At 60.8% G+C, this 16,709-nt stretch carries 14 protein-coding genes; 3 read left to right on the top strand and 11 right to left on the bottom strand.

Annotation, left to right across the window (positions count from 1 at the left end):
* Positions 1 to 34: 34 nt before the first annotated feature.
* Complete coding sequence (locus tag FFH90_RS03570) at positions 35 to 1,822, top strand: molecular chaperone (protein ID WP_138866691.1); 1,788 nt, start codon at positions 35 to 37, stop codon at positions 1,820 to 1,822.
* Between the two features lie 69 nt (positions 1,823 to 1,891).
* On the opposite strand, the gene serB is transcribed toward FFH90_RS03570, so the two are convergent.
* Positions 1,892 to 3,106: a phosphoserine phosphatase SerB gene (gene serB / locus FFH90_RS03565; RefSeq protein ID WP_007939616.1), complete on the bottom strand. Its 1,215-nt coding sequence runs from the start codon at positions 3,104 to 3,106 to the stop codon at positions 1,892 to 1,894.
* Positions 3,107 to 3,240: 134 nt separating this feature from the next.
* Between serB and FFH90_RS03560 the strand changes: the two genes are divergently transcribed.
* Positions 3,241 to 4,770 carry an AhpA/YtjB family protein gene (locus FFH90_RS03560; protein ID WP_138866690.1) on the top strand — a complete coding sequence of 510 codons (1,530 nt, stop codon included), beginning with the start codon at positions 3,241 to 3,243 and terminating at the stop codon, positions 4,768 to 4,770.
* Positions 4,771 to 4,933: 163 nt separating this feature from the next.
* Here FFH90_RS03560 and FFH90_RS03555 read toward each other — a convergent pair whose 3' ends face one another.
* The 9 genes from FFH90_RS03555 to FFH90_RS03515 form a co-directional block, all read right to left on the bottom strand.
* On the bottom strand, positions 4,934 to 5,647 hold the full coding sequence (locus tag FFH90_RS03555; RefSeq protein ID WP_018928520.1) for a membrane integrity-associated transporter subunit PqiC: 714 nt from the start codon (positions 5,645 to 5,647) through the stop codon (positions 4,934 to 4,936).
* Positions 5,648 to 5,823: 176 nt separating this feature from the next.
* Complete coding sequence (gene parC, locus FFH90_RS03550; RefSeq protein ID WP_018928521.1) at positions 5,824 to 8,088, bottom strand: DNA topoisomerase IV subunit A; 2,265 nt, start codon at positions 8,086 to 8,088, stop codon at positions 5,824 to 5,826.
* Positions 8,089 to 8,098: 10 nt separating this feature from the next.
* A complete protein-coding gene (locus FFH90_RS03545; protein WP_018928522.1) occupies positions 8,099 to 8,620 on the bottom strand; it encodes a TIGR02281 family clan AA aspartic protease in 522 nt (173 codons plus the stop codon).
* On the bottom strand, positions 8,617 to 9,606 hold the full coding sequence (locus FFH90_RS03540; protein ID WP_064616003.1) for an esterase-like activity of phytase family protein: 990 nt from the start codon (positions 9,604 to 9,606) through the stop codon (positions 8,617 to 8,619). Before FFH90_RS03540 ends, FFH90_RS03545 begins: the two co-directional genes overlap by 4 nt.
* Complete coding sequence (gene parE / locus FFH90_RS03535) at positions 9,606 to 11,513, bottom strand: DNA topoisomerase IV subunit B (RefSeq protein ID WP_018928524.1); 1,908 nt, start codon at positions 11,511 to 11,513, stop codon at positions 9,606 to 9,608. The genes FFH90_RS03540 and parE overlap by 1 nt, the downstream gene beginning before the upstream one ends.
* Positions 11,514 to 11,555: 42 nt before the next feature.
* Positions 11,556 to 12,164: a YqiA/YcfP family alpha/beta fold hydrolase gene (locus tag FFH90_RS03530; RefSeq protein ID WP_018928525.1), complete on the bottom strand. Its 609-nt coding sequence runs from the start codon at positions 12,162 to 12,164 to the stop codon at positions 11,556 to 11,558.
* Between the two features lie 161 nt (positions 12,165 to 12,325).
* A complete protein-coding gene (gene cpdA / locus FFH90_RS03525) occupies positions 12,326 to 13,141 on the bottom strand; it encodes a 3',5'-cyclic-AMP phosphodiesterase (protein ID WP_026286607.1) in 816 nt (271 codons plus the stop codon).
* A gap of 111 nt (positions 13,142 to 13,252) precedes the next feature.
* Positions 13,253 to 13,705: a DUF1249 domain-containing protein gene (locus FFH90_RS03520; protein WP_007939629.1), complete on the bottom strand. Its 453-nt coding sequence runs from the start codon at positions 13,703 to 13,705 to the stop codon at positions 13,253 to 13,255.
* The gene (locus FFH90_RS03515; protein ID WP_018928528.1) at positions 13,696 to 14,313 is read right to left on the bottom strand and encodes an NUDIX domain-containing protein; all 618 of its coding nucleotides are present in this window, start codon (positions 14,311 to 14,313) and stop codon (positions 13,696 to 13,698) included. The genes FFH90_RS03520 and FFH90_RS03515 overlap by 10 nt, the downstream gene beginning before the upstream one ends.
* A gap of 229 nt (positions 14,314 to 14,542) precedes the next feature.
* Here FFH90_RS03515 and FFH90_RS03510 point away from each other — a divergent pair, with 229 nt between their 5' ends.
* Entirely contained in the window at positions 14,543 to 15,289 is a 747-nt protein-coding gene (locus FFH90_RS03510; RefSeq protein WP_019582183.1) for an RsiV family protein, read from the top strand.
* On the opposite strand, the gene cytX is transcribed toward FFH90_RS03510, so the two are convergent.
* Positions 15,258 to 16,550, bottom strand: coding sequence for a putative hydroxymethylpyrimidine transporter CytX (gene cytX / locus FFH90_RS03505; RefSeq protein ID WP_064616000.1), 1,293 nt, complete (start codon positions 16,548 to 16,550; stop codon positions 15,258 to 15,260). The two genes, FFH90_RS03510 and cytX, sit on opposite strands and share 32 nt — an antisense overlap.
* Positions 16,551 to 16,709 lie beyond the last annotated feature (159 nt).

Below are 16,709 nucleotides of genomic sequence, written 5' to 3'. Positions count from 1 at the left end.
GTTGCCCATTTCACGGTCGGAGTTTGTCCACGGCATGAATGAGACCAATCCTGCCCTGCTGCTACGCGCACCGATCCCGACGCAGTCGCGCCTGTCTTTCTGCGAAGCCACGCCACGCGACCTCAAGCGCTGGATCGCCAACCTGCCCAAAGCCAACATCGGCGAAACCGCTCGCCAGTTGTATCAAGGCCTGAGCGAACTCAACCAGTTGCTCACACCCAGCGACAATCGCCTGCAATTGCTCGAATTGCTGCGGCCCGAGGTGTATTACGTCTGCAAGCACCTGGAGCGGCATTTTCTGCACCAGGCCATTGTGCTCGACGAGCGCTCGCGCAAAATCGCCAACCTTTGCCAGGCGCTGCAGAGCCACTTGGCGATCGGCTACAAGCAGATCGTCGTCCGCATCGCACCGCGCTTCAGTAAAGACCGTGCGCCGCTGCTGACCCAGTCATTGCAACGTGCCGTCCATTGCTTGAACGGTACTTTGATCCGCGCAACTGAGCTCTATTGCCCGGCGCCCGAAGGGCTGTGGCTGGAACTGCATCAGCTGTACCGGATCGGCTGCGAACATCAGCTGCAACATCAGAGCGTGCGCGATGAACTGGCCAGCCAGACGCAAAGCCTGAGTATCGAGCAGACCTACGTCGTCGCCCTCCTGCTGGGCGCTTCACGCTGCAATCAACTGCGCCAGAACCAGATCGCCCGGCTCGCCGAGGTGCTGGAACCCTGGAGCCAATGGATCAAACTGCAACCAGCCAAACCGGACAGCGGGCTGTTTGCCGTCGCCTCGGACCTCGACAGCGGCCCGCGTTATCGCACCAAGTTCCCGGCCGAACACCAGGAGCGCTTGTTGGGGATCGACCCGCAGCCCCTGGTCGCCGCCATCGAAACCCATCTGCAACAATCGGCCGACAAGGCATCGCCGCTGCCGGTTCCGATGGGCCTCAATCTGGATACGCTGCAACACCTGCATGCCGCCTGGGGGCAGGCCTCCGAGCGCGGCTTCCAGCGCACCGTCGGCCACGGCACGTTGACCCTGTGCGTGGGCATGAGCGCCCTGCACTTTTATCTCGGTGGCAAACGCCCGTTCAACGACATCCTGAAAAAACCCGGCGCCCGTCCCGCGCAGTTCTCGGCAACCGAGCCGACAGGACGCGCCAAGGACCAATGGAAACAGGCCTTCGACGCCGCCCCCCATGGCACGGCAGACACGCTGCTGCCCTACGAAGAGATCGAATATCCACACCTTCAGAAACATGACAACCACGAGGCGTCCGGCCAACAGCATTTCCCGACCTACGCGCTACCGGTGATCAATCACAGCCCTGGCGGTTATTGCCTGGCCTGGCCCGGCGCAGTGCCTGCCGAACTGCAGGCTGGCGAAATGGTCGGTATCGAGGATACGGCCGGTCAAGGCTGGAGCGTTGCCGTGGTGCGCTGGATCCGCCAGGTACGGGGCGGTGGCACGCAGATGGGTATCGAGCAGGTTGCGCCTTACGCCGAGCCCTGCGGCCTGCAACTGATTCGCTCCGACGACGAACACAGCCAGTACTTGCGCGGGCTGTTACTGCCCGCCATCAGCGCCATCGACCTGCCGGCCACCCTGCTCACCCCGCGCCTGCCGTTCCAGGAAGGGAATAAGGTGCTGATCAACACCAATGGCCAGGAACGCCCGGCCGAGCTGGAGCGACGGATGACGAGCACCAACAGCTTCAATCAGTTTGCCTACCGCTCCCTGGAGGTAGCCAGAAACGAAAACGCCGCGGAAGGCGGCGTGGTCGGGGTCGCGCAAGAATTTGATTCGTTGTGGAAGTCGCTATAACGGCGAGTCCCAGAGGGTGCCCCTATCGCGAGCAGGCTCGCGATAGGGCTCGCCCGGACGGTCGAAAACTCAGAGCTGCCCGTCGCGATCCCGGAAACCCAGCAGATACAGCACGCCATCCAGCCCAAGGGTGGAAATCGCCTGCTTCGCCGATTGTTTGACCAATGGTTTGGCGCGGAACGCTACGCCCAGCCCGGCAATCGCCAGCATCGGCAGGTCGTTGGCACCGTCACCGACGGCAATAGTCTGCTCCAGACGCAAACCTTCTTTATGCGCCAGCTCACGCAGCAAATCCGCCTTGCGCTGTGCATCGACAATCGGCTCGACCGCCACGCCGGTGACCTTGCCATCGACCACTTCCAGTTCGTTGGCGAACACATAGTCGATGCCCAGCTTGGCCTGCAGTTGCTTGGCGAAGTAAGTGAAGCCGCCCGACAGAATCGCGGTCTTGTAGCCCAGGCGCTTGAGTTCGGCGAACAGGGTTTCGGCGCCCTCGGTCAGGCGCAGGGAAGCACCGATGGAGTCCAGCACGCTGACGTCCAGCCCTTGCAGCAAGGCCAGGCGCTCCTTGAAGCTGGCGCGGAAGTCCAGCTCGCCGGCCATCGCCCGCTCAGTAATCGCGGACACCTGGTCGCCAACGCCGGCGGCCTTGGCCAGTTCGTCGATGACCTCGGCTTCAATCAGCGTCGAGTCCATGTCGAACACCGCCAGACGACGGTTACGGCGGAACAGCGAATCTTCCTGGAAGGCGATGTCGACGTTCAGCTCTTGCGCAACGCTGAGGAATTCAGCCCGCAGCGCTTGCGGGTCAGCCGCTTCGCCACGCACGGAAAACTCGATGCAACCCTTGCCCTTGTCGGCCGGGGTGTCCAGCGGCATGCGGCCGGACAGACGGTCGATATGGTCGATGTTCAGACCGTATTTGGCGGTGATCGAACTCACACGCTGCAATTGCTCGGCGGTCACTTTGCGGGTCAACAGGGTGACGATGTGGCGTTTCTTGCCCTGGTTGCCGACCCACTGCTGGTAATCCTCTTCGGACACCGGCGTGAAACGCACTTGTTGCTCAAGCTCATAGCCTTTGAACAGGATGTCTTTGAGCACCGAGTTGCCTTGCTCGGTGTCAGGAATTTCAACCAGGATGCCGAACGACAGGGTGTCGTGGATCACCGCCTGACCGATGTCGAGAATGTTCACACCACCCTGGGCCAGAACGCCGGTTATGGCCGCAGTCAGACCCGGACGGTCGACTCCCGTGATGTTTATCAGGACGATTTCGCGCAAGGCGCACCCCCGCAGGTGGAAAAAAACCGCATTCTACCCATTTTCAGTGACCATCGGGCACCGCGAGCGCTTTGACGGCCTAGGGCCTGTCGCTATACTGCGCGTCAACTTCACGGACAAAGAGCCGAGCTCAAGTGAACCGGCCCACGCCAGTAAAAACCGACAACTTCTTTCTGCTGATCTTCCGGGCACTGCGTCATCGCCGTGTACCGATCGCATTACGCATTGCCAGCCATAACGTGATCCTGGTCGCTCTGGCCCTGGTGATCTATGCCTGTGTGATGGGTTTGCAGTTCAAGCAGGCCATGCACGAGCAGGCGGATGCCCTGGGCGAAAGCCTGACTACCCAGACGGCTACGTCGGCCACGGAGCTGTTGGTGTCCAACGACATCCTCAGCCTGAATGTGCTGCTCAACAACCTGACCAAGAACAAGCTGGTGGCCCACGCTGCCATCTACAGCGTGGATAACCGCATCCTCGCCGAAGCCGGTCAGCGTCCCAAGCACGGCCTGCTGGGCGAAGCCGAAGGCATGTACCAGAGCAAGATCACCTTCCAGGACGTGACCGCCGGGCAACTGCGCATCAGCCTGGACATGGATCAGTTCCAGCAGCCGATGACCATCAGCCTGCAAAGCATGGGCATTCTGAGCGCGATTCTGCTGGCGCTGTCCCTGGCCTTGAGCCTGCGCCTGGGCCGCAATATCTCCACGCCGCTGCTGCAGCTGAGGGTATGGCTGCGCAATATCGACGAATACACCCCGGCCACCGAGCGTCAGGATGAAGTCGGCGATCTGGCTCGTCAGCTGCACGCCAATTTCGCGCCGGAGCCGGCCGAACCCGAGCCCGTTCCAGAGCCCGAGTTCGACGACAGCGATGACGACGAAGAGACCGATCCGGCCTTCGAAGTACGCAACTTGCGTGATCCGAGCTTCGATGAAAGCCGACCGGTGGCAGGTCTCAAGCCTGCGCCGCGGCGCATTGTCAGCACGGTCGAAGACGACGAGGATGACGAAGACCCGTTTGCCGATCTGCGTGACGACTCGACAGACAATGCGCCGAAATCCATCGCAAAGCCGCAGGTATCGAACGTACCTCAACACAGCGCGGTACTGGCGGTACAACTGGGCGCGCAGGATCAACTGCGTCGCCTGCCCCGCGCACGTCTGGAAGAGCTGCTCAAACGCTACCGCGATTGCCTCGATCAGGCGGCGTCGCTCTACCAGAGCGAACTGCACACCCTGAACGATGGCAGCACACTGATGCTGTTCCACACCGAAGACAGCGGCGATGACTACCTGACCAACGCCATCTGCTGCGGTGAGCTGCTGCGCGCCCTGGGCCATCAATTGCAGATCGAAGTCGCCGACAGCGGCATCACCCTGCAATTGCAGTTGGGCCTGACACTGGGCGACGAACTGTTCAGCTTGAGCCAGATCGACCTGCTGCTGACCGAAACCGCTCAGGATGCGCTGGCCCTGTCGCAACATAGCCGCAACCTGCTGCTGGTGGAGCGCAAGATCAGCGATGACGCGCTGATTCGCCAGCGTGCGCGGATCCGCCCGATTGCAAGCCCTGAGGGTGCGTGCTGCGTAGAACGCCTGATGGAGCCTTATCCATCGATGCTGGAGCGGCAACTGGCGCGGATGCACGAACGCCGGGCATAACCCGTAACCTTGTGCCCGCTATAGAGAAGCCCGCAGATGAGTGATCGTCTGCGGGCTTTTTGTTGTCCCTTAACTCTTGTAGCAGCTGCCGAGCTGCTACAACCAACCCGCAAAAACAACAAAGCCCGCACAAGGCGGGCTTTGTTCTGGACTCAATCCAGGCTCAGAACCTGAACACTTCCATATCCGTACGAATCGGCGAGGCCATCGGGATCTTTGGCTGTTTCTCCGGCTCTGCTGCCGGTGCTGCCGGTTTGGCAGCCGGTTTACGCGGTGCTTCAGCGATCGGTGGCTGGTTGGCCAGTGGCTTGAGCGCTGTGGACAGTTGCTCGGCCAGACGCTGCAGCAACACACCCTGGGCCTGAACCTGAGACGCCGTGCCGCCGGAGTGCTGCTCCTGCAGATGAACGATACGGTTATCACGCACCTGACCACGACGATCGATCAGGCGCCATTGCGCGTCCAGGATCGCCGGTTGCGACACACCCGAGTCCAGACGGGTGATGGTCAGCAGAACCTGAACATCCGGCGTGAAGCCCACTGTCGCAGGTGCCAGGACAACGCGTTGGCTGTCCAGATGACCAGCGACCTGACGCAGCAACAGCTGATCGATGTCCGACGACAGGCTGCCGGCCCAACGACCGTCGGCCGACGCTTGAAGGCTGCCATCCGGCTGACGTTGCAACAAGGTTTCGCGTTGCAGGTAATCAGCAACCGTTACCGGGCCCAACAATACCGCCATGCCCGCGCTTTGCGCAGGCTGAGCCGGACTTCCGCTGTCCAGCTGATACAGCGACACCGGCTGGTGCACGCTGCAACCCGCCAGGCCAAGAACGCCAGCGAGCATCAAAATAAAAGGAAGGCGCAGAGCAGTCATCGTCCCATCCAGGTGGCTGCCACAAGGCTCACCACAGTGAAAATACTCAAAAAATATGAAGAACACTCGGCTACGCCGGCGCTTGAAAGGCCATATCATCCGTGAATATGCGTTCCGACTCCAGCGCCAAAGCGTCGATCTACGCGTTAAATCGTAGATCGAGCGCTCTAGGACGCTTAATTGAGGTTTTCGACGAACAGCGCATCCACTCTCTGAAAACCGCGTGGCAGCTTATTACCGCGACGCCCACGCTCACCTTTGTAGTGTTCAAGGTCGTCCGCCTTCAGCGACAAGGTACGTTTGCCGGCCTGCAGCACCAAAGTGGCGCCCTCCGGCAAAACAGCGATGTCCGTGACATATTCTTCGCGACTGGCAACACGCTCACCGGGAATCCCGATGATCTTATTCCCTTTACCTTTACCTAATTGTGGCAGATCGCTGATTTTGAAGATCAGCAGGCGACCCTCGGTGGTCACCGAGGCCAGCCAGTTGTGCTCACGGTCGGCCACCGGGCGCGGCAGGATGACCTTGGCGTTGTTCGGCAGGCTCAACAGGGCCTTGCCCGCCTTGTTCTTGGCTTGCAGGTCTTCGCCCTTGACCACAAAACCGTAACCGGCGTCGGATGCGATCACGTACAGCGCATCGTCTTCAGGCATCAGCACGCATTCGAAGCTCGCCCCTGGTGGCGGCGTCAGGCGCCCGGTCAGCGGTTCGCCCTGGCCACGGGCCGACGGCAAGGTGTGGGTCGCGACCGAATAACTGCGACCGGTGGAGTCGATAAACACCGCAAACTGGTTGGAACGCCCGGCCGCTGAGGTCTTGAAGCCATCCCCTGCCTTATAGGACAACCCGGTGGCGTCGATGTCGTGACCTTTGGCGGAGCGAACCCAGCCTTTTTCCGACAACACGACCGTCACTTTCTCGTTCGGCAGCAGATCGTGCTCGGTCATCGCTTTGGCTTCGGCGCGCTCGACGATTGGCGAACGACGGTCGTCGCCATAGGTTTCGGCGTCTTTGATCAGCTCGCTGCGTACCAGTTTCTTCAGCTTGGCTTCGCTGCCCAGCAGGGCTTGCAGCTTGGCCTGCTCCTTGAGCAGTTCGTCCTGCTCGGCACGCAGCTTCATTTCTTCCAGTCGCGCCAACTGACGCAAACGGGTGTCGAGAATGTAATCGGCCTGGATCTCGCTCAGGGCGAAACGCTCGATCAGACTGGCCTTCGGATGCTCCTCGGTACGGATGATGTGGATCACTTCATCCAGGTTGAGGTAGGCAATCAGCAAGCCGTCCAACAGGTGCAGGCGACGCTCGACCTTGTCCAGACGGAATTGCAGGCGTCGACGCACGGTCCGCACGCGGAATTCCAGCCATTCCACCAGCAATGCACGCAGGTTCTTGAGCTGCGGCTTGCCGTCGAGGCCAATGATATTGATGTTGACCCGGTAGCTGGATTCCAGCTCGGTGGTCGCGAACAGGTGCTGCATCAGCGCTTCGTGATCGACCCGGCTGTTGACCGGAATAATCACGATGCGACAAGGGTTCTCGTGGTCCGACTCGTCGCGCAAGTCCGCGATCTGCGGGGCTTTCGACGGTTTGGCCTGCATCATCGCGGCAATCTGCTCCAGCACTTTGGCACCAGAGACCTGGTGCGGCAGCGCCGTCACGACGATGTCGCCGTCTTCGACGTGGTAAACAGCGCGCATGCGCACCGAACCGCGACCGGTTTCGTAGATTTTCAGCAGGTCGGCGCGCGGCGTGATGATTTCCGCTTCGGTCGGATAATCCGGGCCCTGAATGTGTTCGCAGAGCTGCTCGACCGTGGCTTTCGGTTCATCCAGCAAGCGCACGCAAGCGGTCGCGACTTCGCGCAGGTTATGCGGCGGGACGTCGGTGGCCATGCCCACGGCGATACCGGTGGTGCCGTTGAGCAGGATGTTCGGCAAACGGGCCGGCAACACCAGAGGTTCTTCCAGGGTGCCGTCGAAGTTCGGGCCCCAGTCCGCCGTGCCCTGGCCCAGTTCGCTGAGCAGCACTTCGGAATAACGCGACAGCCGCGCTTCGGTGTAACGCATGGCCGCGAAGGACTTGGGATCATCCGGCGCACCCCAGTTACCCTGGCCGTCGACCAGCGTGTAGCGGTAGCTGAACGGCTGGGCCATCAGCACCATGGCTTCGTAGCACGCCGAGTCGCCGTGGGGGTGGAATTTACCGAGCACGTCACCGACGGTACGCGCCGACTTCTTGTGCTTGGAATCGGCGTCCAGCCCCAACTCGCTCATCGCATAGACGATGCGTCGCTGTACCGGTTTCAGGCCGTCGCCGATATGCGGCAAGGCACGGTCCATGATCACGTACATGGAGTAGTTGAGGTAGGCATTTTCGGTGAAGTCAGCCAGTGACCGGCGTTCTACACCGTCCAGGCTGAGATCAAGGGAGTCGCTCATGCGGGCCTCATTATTTCGTGGTCTGGCGCAGCAGCATGGTGCCACCGCGCTGGGTAAATTCAAGTTTGTTCAGTGCGCTCATGCCGAGCAGCACTTGATTGCCGTGCAAACCGGGCGCCACCAGCGCGCGAACGTCACGCAGCACGATGGCGCCCAGTTGCAGCCGGTCGAGGCGGGTCCGATAACCCTCACTCAAGCCATTGGCCGTGCTCAGGGTCACCCCGAAGCCTTTTTCCAGTTTCAATCGTTCAGCCATTTCGGCCGGGATCGACACATCGGTTGCGCCGGTATCGAGCATGAACTCCACGGGCTGGCCGTTGATCTGGCCGGTGGCGACAAAATGCCCCTGGCTGTTACCGATCAGCTTCACCTCGATAAAACCCTGGCCCTGCTCAGAGCTGACGACGGTGTTGGGATTCTGTTGACGCTCCTCCCATTGACCGAAGAACCGCGTTGCCAGAAACAGCGCGGCGCCCCAGGCCAGCACCATCAACACCCGACCGGCGCGTTTGCCCGGCGGTTGCTGACTCATGGCTTGGCACTCCAGCCACCTTCAGGCGCGGCAAAGCGCCACACAATCGGCCGTACTTCACCGTCGGCGCGCGCACCGTAGTTGTTGTCGATACCGATCCAGGCACCGTCGACGTCCACGATCAACGCTTCCGCCAGCCCAAAGGGCTGTGAATAACGACGGTTTTCCTGCAAGGCCTCGGCAGCAAACGACCAGCAGCGCTCGACCTTGGTCGTCACCGCATCACGGCGACAGATCTGAAAGGCGTTGCGCTCAAGGGTAAACAGCTTGCCGTCGAACAATGACAGATCAGAAAAATCCCGAGGGCGCGCTCTGGCGTGGGGAAATTGCGCTGGCTGCATTTCCACCCCGCCTTCACTCAGCAGCACACAGCTACCGTCGCAGTCCCACACTGTTTGCTGGCGCTTGATCAGCAACAAACCGCGGCGCTCACGTTCGGCGGCCAGCCACAGCGTGTCACCGGCCGGATTGATCGCCAGGCCTTCGAACAACGCATTGAAGTGCAACAACATGCCGCTCGCCCGCGCTTCGCGCACCAGCATCGGCGAGATTTTCAGCCAGGACGCAGGCCCGGTTGGCGGTACTTGCAACACCGCGGCGTGGCCTTCGCTGACGATATAACGATTGCCCGCGCTGTCACAGGTGATGCCTTCGAAATCCAGATCCCCGCCCCGCACGAACGATGCCGCCCAAGTCCGCGCACGCAAGCCCCAAGGCAAACCGGTGTCGGGCACCAGGGGTACGTCAATGTGCACGGTTTCGGCTTGCCAGGTGGGGTTGCGGGTGTCGAGGCGATAGATTTGATCATCGTCGCGATCCGAAACGGTCCACAGCTCCTTGCCACACTGGGCCAGCCCCGACAGATTGCCGCCGCGCATGCCGTCGACGGCATGTTCGGACAACAGGCGCAGCTCTGGCGCGGGTTCCGCGCAAATCGTTACCGAAGTCAGCAGCAACGCGCACGCCAGGGCCCAGCCAAAGCGCATCAGCCCAGAACCTCGGCCAGGTTGCCTTTGGATTCCAGCCAGGTCTTGCGATCGCCCGCGCGTTTTTTCGCCAGCAGCATGTCCATCATTTCCGAGGTCTCGGCGAAATCTTCACCCAGCGTCAATTGCACCAGACGCCGCGTGTTCGGGTCCATGGTGGTTTCGCGCAACTGTGGCGGGTTCATTTCACCCAGGCCCTTGAATCGGGTGACCTGCGGCTTGCCGCGTTTCTTCTCGGCCACCAGGCGATCGAGGATGCCGTCGCGCTCGGCCTCGTCGAGGGCGTAGTAGATCTCTTTGCCCAGGTCGATACGGTACAGCGGCGGCATCGCGACGTAGACGTGACCAGCCTCCACCAGTGGGCGGAAATGCTGGACGAACAAGGCGCAGAGCAAGGTGGCGATGTGCAGACCGTCGGAGTCGGCGTCGGCGAGGATGCAGATCTTGCCGTAACGCAACTGGCTCATGTCCGCCGCGCCCGGGTCGACACCAATCGCCACGGCGATGTTGTGCACTTCCTGGCTGGCCAGTACTTCGCTGCCGTCGACTTCCCAGGTGTTCAGGATCTTGCCGCGCAACGGCAGGATCGCCTGAAATTCTTTGTCCCGCGCTTGCTTGGCCGAACCGCCTGCGGAATCACCTTCCACCAGGAACAGCTCGGAACGCATCGGGTCCTGCCCGGCGCAGTCGGCGAGCTTGCCCGGCAATGCCGGCCCTTGGGTAATGCGTTTGCGCTCGACCTTCTTGCTGGCCTTCAGACGACGGCCGGCGTTGTTGATCGCCAGCTCGGCCAGCAACATGCCGGTTTCCGGGTTGGCGTTGAGCCACAGGCTGAAAGCATCCTTGACCACGCCGGAAACGAAGGCGGCCGCTTCACGGGATGACAGGCGCTCCTTGGTCTGGCCGGAGAATTGCGGTTCCTGCATCTTCATCGACAGCACGAACGCGATACGCTCCCAGACGTCTTCCGGCGCCAGCTTCACACCACGCGGCAACAGGCTGCGGAACTCGCAGAACTCGCGCATGGCGTCGAGCAAGCCCTGACGCAGACCGTTGACGTGAGTACCGCCCTGGGCTGTCGGGATCAGGTTGACGTAGCTTTCCTGAACGCTGTCGCCACCCTCGGGCAACCACAGCAACGCCCAATCGACGGCTTCCTTGTTACCGGCCAGGCTGCCGCAGAACGGCTCGTCCGGCAGGCGTTCGAATTCGCTGACGGCGTCTACCAGGTAGGAGCGCAGGCCGTCTTCGTAATGCCATTCGACTTTCTCGCCGGTGGCCTTGTCTTCAAAACTGACCAGCAGCCCCGGGCACAGAACGGCCTTGGCCTTGAGCACGTGCTTGAGGCGGCTGATGGAGAATTTCGGTGAATCGAAATACTTCGGGTCCGGTGCGAAGAACACGCTGGTGCCGGTATTGCGCTTGCCGACGGTGCCGACTACTTCCAGCTCGGTTTTCTTGTAACCGTCGGCGAAGGTCATCTGGTATTCGTTGCCGTCGCGTTTGACACGCACCCGGACTTCGGTCGACAAGGCATTGACCACGGAAATACCCACCCCGTGCAAACCGCCGGAGAACTGGTAGTTCTTGTTGGAAAACTTGCCGCCCGCATGGAGTTTGGTGAGGATCAGCTCGACGCCCGAAACACCCTCTTCCGGGTGGATGTCCACCGGCATGCCACGGCCGTCATCGCTGACTTCCAGGGAGTGATCGGCGTGCAGGATGACCTGCACCGACGTCGCGTGCCCGGCCAAGGCTTCGTCGACGCTGTTGTCGATGACTTCCTGGGCGAGGTGGTTCGGCCGACTGGTGTCGGTGTACATGCCGGGGCGTTTGCGCACCGGGTCGAGGCCCGAGAGGACTTCGATGGCGTCTGCGTTATAAGAGCTAGCGCTGGGAGTGGCCATGGGGTCTCGTCGTCAGTGTTCAATGAAAATAGGGGGCAATGATCACAGTGCTGTGAAATCGATCGCCTGATACAAATCTGCGCCGATGCCGGCAAAACTCAATATTGCCGGCAGTTGCGCGGCAAAACCCTGAAAACTATGGTCGCCGCCGGCCTGAATGCGCAAGGCACAGGCCCGGTAATATTGCTGGGCGAGGCGATAGTCCAGTGTTTCATCGCCAGTTTGCAACCATACCTGAAACCGCTGCGGATCCTGGGGCGCCGGCACTTCCAGCTCGGCCAGGGCCGTCACGTGGTCGTGGGTCATTTCCCAGGTCTCATCGGTATACAGGTTTTTCTGCGTCCCCAGAAACCCGTCGAACATCCGGTGTGGGCTGACGGCAGGGTTGATCAACAGGGCTTTCAAGCCATGGCGCTCGGCCAAGTGAGTCGCATAGTAGCCGCCGAGTGAGCTGCCGACCAGCAGTGGCCGCCCCAGCTCCACAATCGCCTGTTCCAGCTGAGCGATGGCCTCACGGGGATGGTGATGCAGGGCCGGTACACGCAACTGATCGCTCAAGCCCAGCCGCTCCATCACATTCATCAACTGACAGGCCTTTTTCGACGCCGGCGCGCTGTTAAAACCATGGATATAAAGGATCGAACCAGACATTTGAGCTCCCTGTGCGTCGGGTAAAGAAGGCGGAGTTTACAGGGACTCGGGGGGAATCGGGGGGAATCGGGGACATGCGTGGGATTCATGTCGCCTGAGCGAATGCCATCGCGGGCAAGCTCGCGATGGCCACGCCTCGGCCTTTGAAAATGACAAAGAAATCAGTAGCCGTTGGAGCCATAATCAATCTGGAAATCGAACCCGGTCACGCGCTCAACGCCAGTTTCAAGCTGACCATCGGGCAACAGCCGCAACCACCGATACCCCGGCGCCTGCTCACTCACCTTGAAATCGTCGCTGCCCGGCTCGAACTGGATGCAGGTCGAGGGCGATGCGATCAGGCGAACACCGTTGCGCACTTGATCAATCTCCTGATGAACATGCCCCCAAAGCACCGCACGCACCTGCGCAAACCGATCCAGCACCGCGAACAACGCCTCTGGATTGCGCAATCCAATGGGCTCCATCCACGCACACCCGATCGACACCGGATGATGATGGAAACACACCAGATGATGCCGCTGCGGCGCCTCGCTCAACGAGCGCACGAGCAATTGCAACTGCTCATCCTGTAAATACCCCGGCACCGAACCCGGCACCGCCGAATCGAGCAACGTCACCCGCCAGTTGCCGATGTCCACCACCGACTCCAGCAATGCACTGTGCACCGCCGCCTCGGCCATGATCCGCGGCTCGTCGTGATTACCGGGGATCCAGCGCGCCGGGGCATCGATCTGCCGGGTCAGGTCGCGAAACAGCTGGTACGACTCCAGCGTCCCGTCCTGGGACAGATCGCCAGTGGCAATCATCAGATCGATCTGCGGTTGCTGCTTCAATACCAACTCAATCACCTGTTGCAGGCTGTCGCGGGTATTCATGCCCAGCAACGTCGCGTCCGCCTCGGCAAACAGATGACTGTCGGAGAGTTGCACCAGCAACGCCGGATCGGCGGTGGTCAAAGTGGATACGCTCGGCAAGGCGTTCTCCCAGGGCGTGATCACGGGATTGGAAAGTGCCGCAATTATGCTGGGGGACGATCAAAAGAGGAAACCTGTGAACCGGAAGCAGTTCACAACTACACAGCACTCTTAGCGCACAACGGCGTACTCGTGTCCGCAAGCCAGGCAATGACTCAGCCATTCCCCCAGGAACAGATTGAGTTGAGCCTTTTCGTCCGGCTGATGCATCGCGGCGTTCGGGTAAGGATAGATGCCGCGAAAGCGTCGTGCATGTTCGGCACTGATAACTTCAGCCATGCGCGCGTCGTGATACACCTGCACTTCCAGTTGCGGCACCGGCAACCAGGGCAGGCTGTGTTCCTGACGCACTTGCAGGGTGGTGGTGTATGGACAGGCTTGCAGCACTTCCAGGGCCAGCACGCCCAGCATCTGGTCACCCTGGGTCACGGCAATGCGCCGGGCCGCCGGATCGTTGCGCATGTCCGGCAACAGTCGCATCAGGCGCGCGTAGTTGGCCTCGCAGGAAGCTTGCAGCCCCACGAGATCAACCCGATAGCGATCGCGCAGCTTGTTTACGACCATAACCCCCTCACTTCCACGCGGTTCAAAGCCAACCACTGCAAGGCAATGATGCTCGCTGCGTTGGCAATACGTCCGTCACGCACGGCTTGCAGGGCATCTTCGAAAGCCCAGACCGTGACGCGAATATCTTCAGCCTCTTCCTCCAGCCCATGCAGGCCGCCAACCCCGGCACTGTCACAACGCCCCAGGTACAAGTGCACAAACTCGTTACTGCCACCCGGCGATGGAAAATATTTGGTCATCGGCCAGAGCGCCCCGAATACAAGTCCAGCTTCCTCCTGCGCTTCGCGGTGAGCAACTTCTTCCGGTATTTCATCCTTGTCGATCAGACCGGCGACCAGTTCGATCAGCCACGGATTGTCAGTCTTGCCCATGGCGCCGACGCGAAACTGCTCGATCAGCACCACTTCGTCGCGCAGTGGATCATAAGGCAGCACACACACCGCATCGTGGCGCAAGAACACTTCACGATTGATCTCGCGACTCATGCCGCCGTCGAACAATTCGTGGCGCAAGTGCACGCGGTCGAGCTTGTAGAAGCCCTCGTAGCACTTTTCACGCCGAACGATATCAACGGCGGTCGGAATGGCGTTGGCAAAATCAGTCATGACAATCCTCGTTTACTGCAAATCCGTTACGAGGCTCCTTTTGGTTACTTGCAACCTCGACTTCGCGCCATCCTAACGCGCCCGCGATGTTTGATGCAGCCCCTTTACAGTCAGCGGGATAGACGGTGAGGGCGAAACCAACTCTAATTAGCTTAGTGGCGAACTGACTGCCTCGTTGAGAGTCGAAGCGGGTAACTTTTCGCCTTCCCCTGTTTCATTAAGGACGCCCATGTCGCTTTTCAAGATCGCCTCCGTGGCCGCCATCGCCCTGACCCTGGGTGCGTGCCAGAGTCTTTTCCAGCCCAATTACCGGGCGCCGCTGGAAACCACCCGCGACGCTTCCGAACAGCTGAAACCGGGTTGCGCCAACCCTGACTGCCCGCTGGTGAACATCGATACGCTGCACTTCCCGGCTGAGCCTGCGCTTGACGGCATCATCGAAAAACGTTTGCTGCAAATGACCCGCACCTCACCCGACGCCCCTGTAGCGCCGACACTGGCGGCCTATCGCGAGCAATTTCTGAACAGCGCCGAGCCGCGCTACAGCAGCTACTTGCAAGCCAAGGTACGTGAGCAGCATGACGGCTTGGTGATCATTGAATTGTCCAGCTATCTGGACAGCGGCGGTGCGCATGGCACGCCGGGCCGCGGTTTCATCAACTACTCGCGTCAGCAGCATAAAGTGCTGACGCTGTCGGATATGGTGATTCCGGGGCAGGAAGAAGCGTTCTGGAAAGCGGCCCAGGTGGCGCACAACAGCTGGCTGATCAGCACCAAACTCGATCAGGAGCCAGAGTTCGTCAAGAGCTGGCCCTTCGTGAAAACCCAGAACGTAGCGTTGACGTACGGCGGGGTGATCCTCAAGTACGAAGTGAGCACCCTTGCGCCTTACGCATTGGGCCACGTCGAACTGAAGATCCCCTACCCACGCCTGAACGGCATTCTCAAGCCTGAGCTGTTTCCCGGCCGTAGCTGAAGGCTCGACCAAGCACCAGTTGCAGCAGCCCTGCCAGTACCAGCGACGGCAGGGTTGCGCCGATGTCCGGATAGAGATTGGCCAGCAAGTGATAAGTGCTCACCCCGCCTAGCCAGGCGAGCAACGCCGGCCAGCGCAAGGCAGCCGATGCCACACGGGCACTGCGCTTGCGCAGGATGAAGTGATCCACCAGCACCACGCCGAACAGCGGCGCAAACACCGAACCGATCAACAGCAGGAAATTCTGGTACTGGGCCAATGGCGCCAGGCAAGCGATCAGTGTGCAGATCACGCCGATGGCCAAGGCCAGATGCTCGACTTTCAAGCGCAGCAGAATCCCGCTGGACACCGCCGCCGAATGAATATCGGCAAAGGCATTTTCTGATTCATCCAACAGAATCAGCAGCAACGGAATCCCCAGGCCCGCACCGGCCAGCGCCAGCAGCAAGGCATTCACTTCACCACTCGGCGCGAACGCCAGGGTGTACGCCACGCCCAGGCTCATCAGCCAGAAGTTACCGATAAAGAAACCCAACGCCGTACCGCCGAAGACATTCTTCGCACGTTTGCCGAAGCGTGAGTAGTCGGCAATCAGCGGCAACCAGGACAGCGGCATCGCGATCGCAATGTCAAAGCCCACGGCGAACGGCATCGAACCATCACCGGCCTGCGCCCACAACGCCGCCAGGTCGGCCTTGGCGAACAGGTTCCAGGTCAGCCAGATGCACGCGGCCAGCAACAGCCAGATGCCCCACTTGCGCAGGATCTTGCGCACGAAGGTCAGCGGACCGCTGACCGCCAGCAAAGTCGCCAGTGCACCGAAGAACAGCGTCCATAGCAGCGGGTTCGACCACAGGCTGCCTTCGCTGAATGCACGGGCGCCGAGCAGGCTGGCGGCGTCGCGCATCACGATGATTTCGAACGAACCCCAACCGATCAGTTGCAGCAGGTTCAGCACCGCCGGAAGGCTCGCGCCTTTTGCACCGAGGCTGAGTTTGAGCGCGGCCATCGATGACAGGCCGGTGTCACTGCCGATCACGCCGACAGCGGCCAGCAACAGCACGCCGACCAGCGTGCCGAGAAAAATCGCCAGCAATGAACCGGACAGGCCCAGACCCGGTGCGAGCAGCGCGCCGGTCTGCAATACCATCAGGCCGATGCCGAGGGAGAACCACAGGGAAAACAGATCCCGACCGCCGAAGACGCGCTTGTCGGTCGGCACGGCGGTATCCGGGGAGTAAGTGCTGGGTTGAATGCTCAAAGGGTGTTATCTCAGAGGAACATGTGTTGTGGTGTTGACCACCCTTTGTGGCGAGGGAGCTTGCTCCCGCTGGTCTGCGAAGCAGACCCAAAACAAGTCACCGCGGTCTGACAGTCAGGTTGCGATTACCGATTTTACGACTGCTTCACAGCCGAGCGG

The organism is Pseudomonas sp. ATCC 43928, assembly GCF_005938665.2.
In the GTDB taxonomy this organism is placed as follows: Bacteria; Pseudomonadota; Gammaproteobacteria; order Pseudomonadales; family Pseudomonadaceae; genus Aquipseudomonas.
This window is presented reverse-complemented; position numbering and strand designations above follow the sequence as displayed.

Coding starts and splice junctions, on each gene's coding strand:
- FFH90_RS03530 (WP_018928525.1), bottom strand. CDS start 12,164: ATGTCTGGTTCGATCCTTTATATCCATGGTTTTAACAGCGCGCCGGCG.
- FFH90_RS03545 (WP_018928522.1), bottom strand. CDS start 8,620: ATGAGTCAGCAACCGCCGGGCAAACGCGCCGGTCGGGTGTTGATGGTG.
- parE (WP_018928524.1), bottom strand. CDS start 11,513: ATGGCCACTCCCAGCGCTAGCTCTTATAACGCAGACGCCATCGAAGTC.
- FFH90_RS03555 (WP_018928520.1), bottom strand. CDS start 5,647: ATGACTGCTCTGCGCCTTCCTTTTATTTTGATGCTCGCTGGCGTTCTT.
- FFH90_RS03510 (WP_019582183.1), top strand. CDS start 14,543: ATGTCGCTTTTCAAGATCGCCTCCGTGGCCGCCATCGCCCTGACCCTG.
- FFH90_RS03520 (WP_007939629.1), bottom strand. CDS start 13,705: ATGGTCGTAAACAAGCTGCGCGATCGCTATCGGGTTGATCTCGTGGGG.
- FFH90_RS03570 (WP_138866691.1), top strand. CDS start 35: ATGAATGAGACCAATCCTGCCCTGCTGCTACGCGCACCGATCCCGACG.
- FFH90_RS03515 (WP_018928528.1), bottom strand. CDS start 14,313: ATGACTGATTTTGCCAACGCCATTCCGACCGCCGTTGATATCGTTCGG.
- parC (WP_018928521.1), bottom strand. CDS start 8,088: ATGAGCGACTCCCTTGATCTCAGCCTGGACGGTGTAGAACGCCGGTCA.
- FFH90_RS03540 (WP_064616003.1), bottom strand. CDS start 9,606: ATGCGCTTTGGCTGGGCCCTGGCGTGCGCGTTGCTGCTGACTTCGGTA.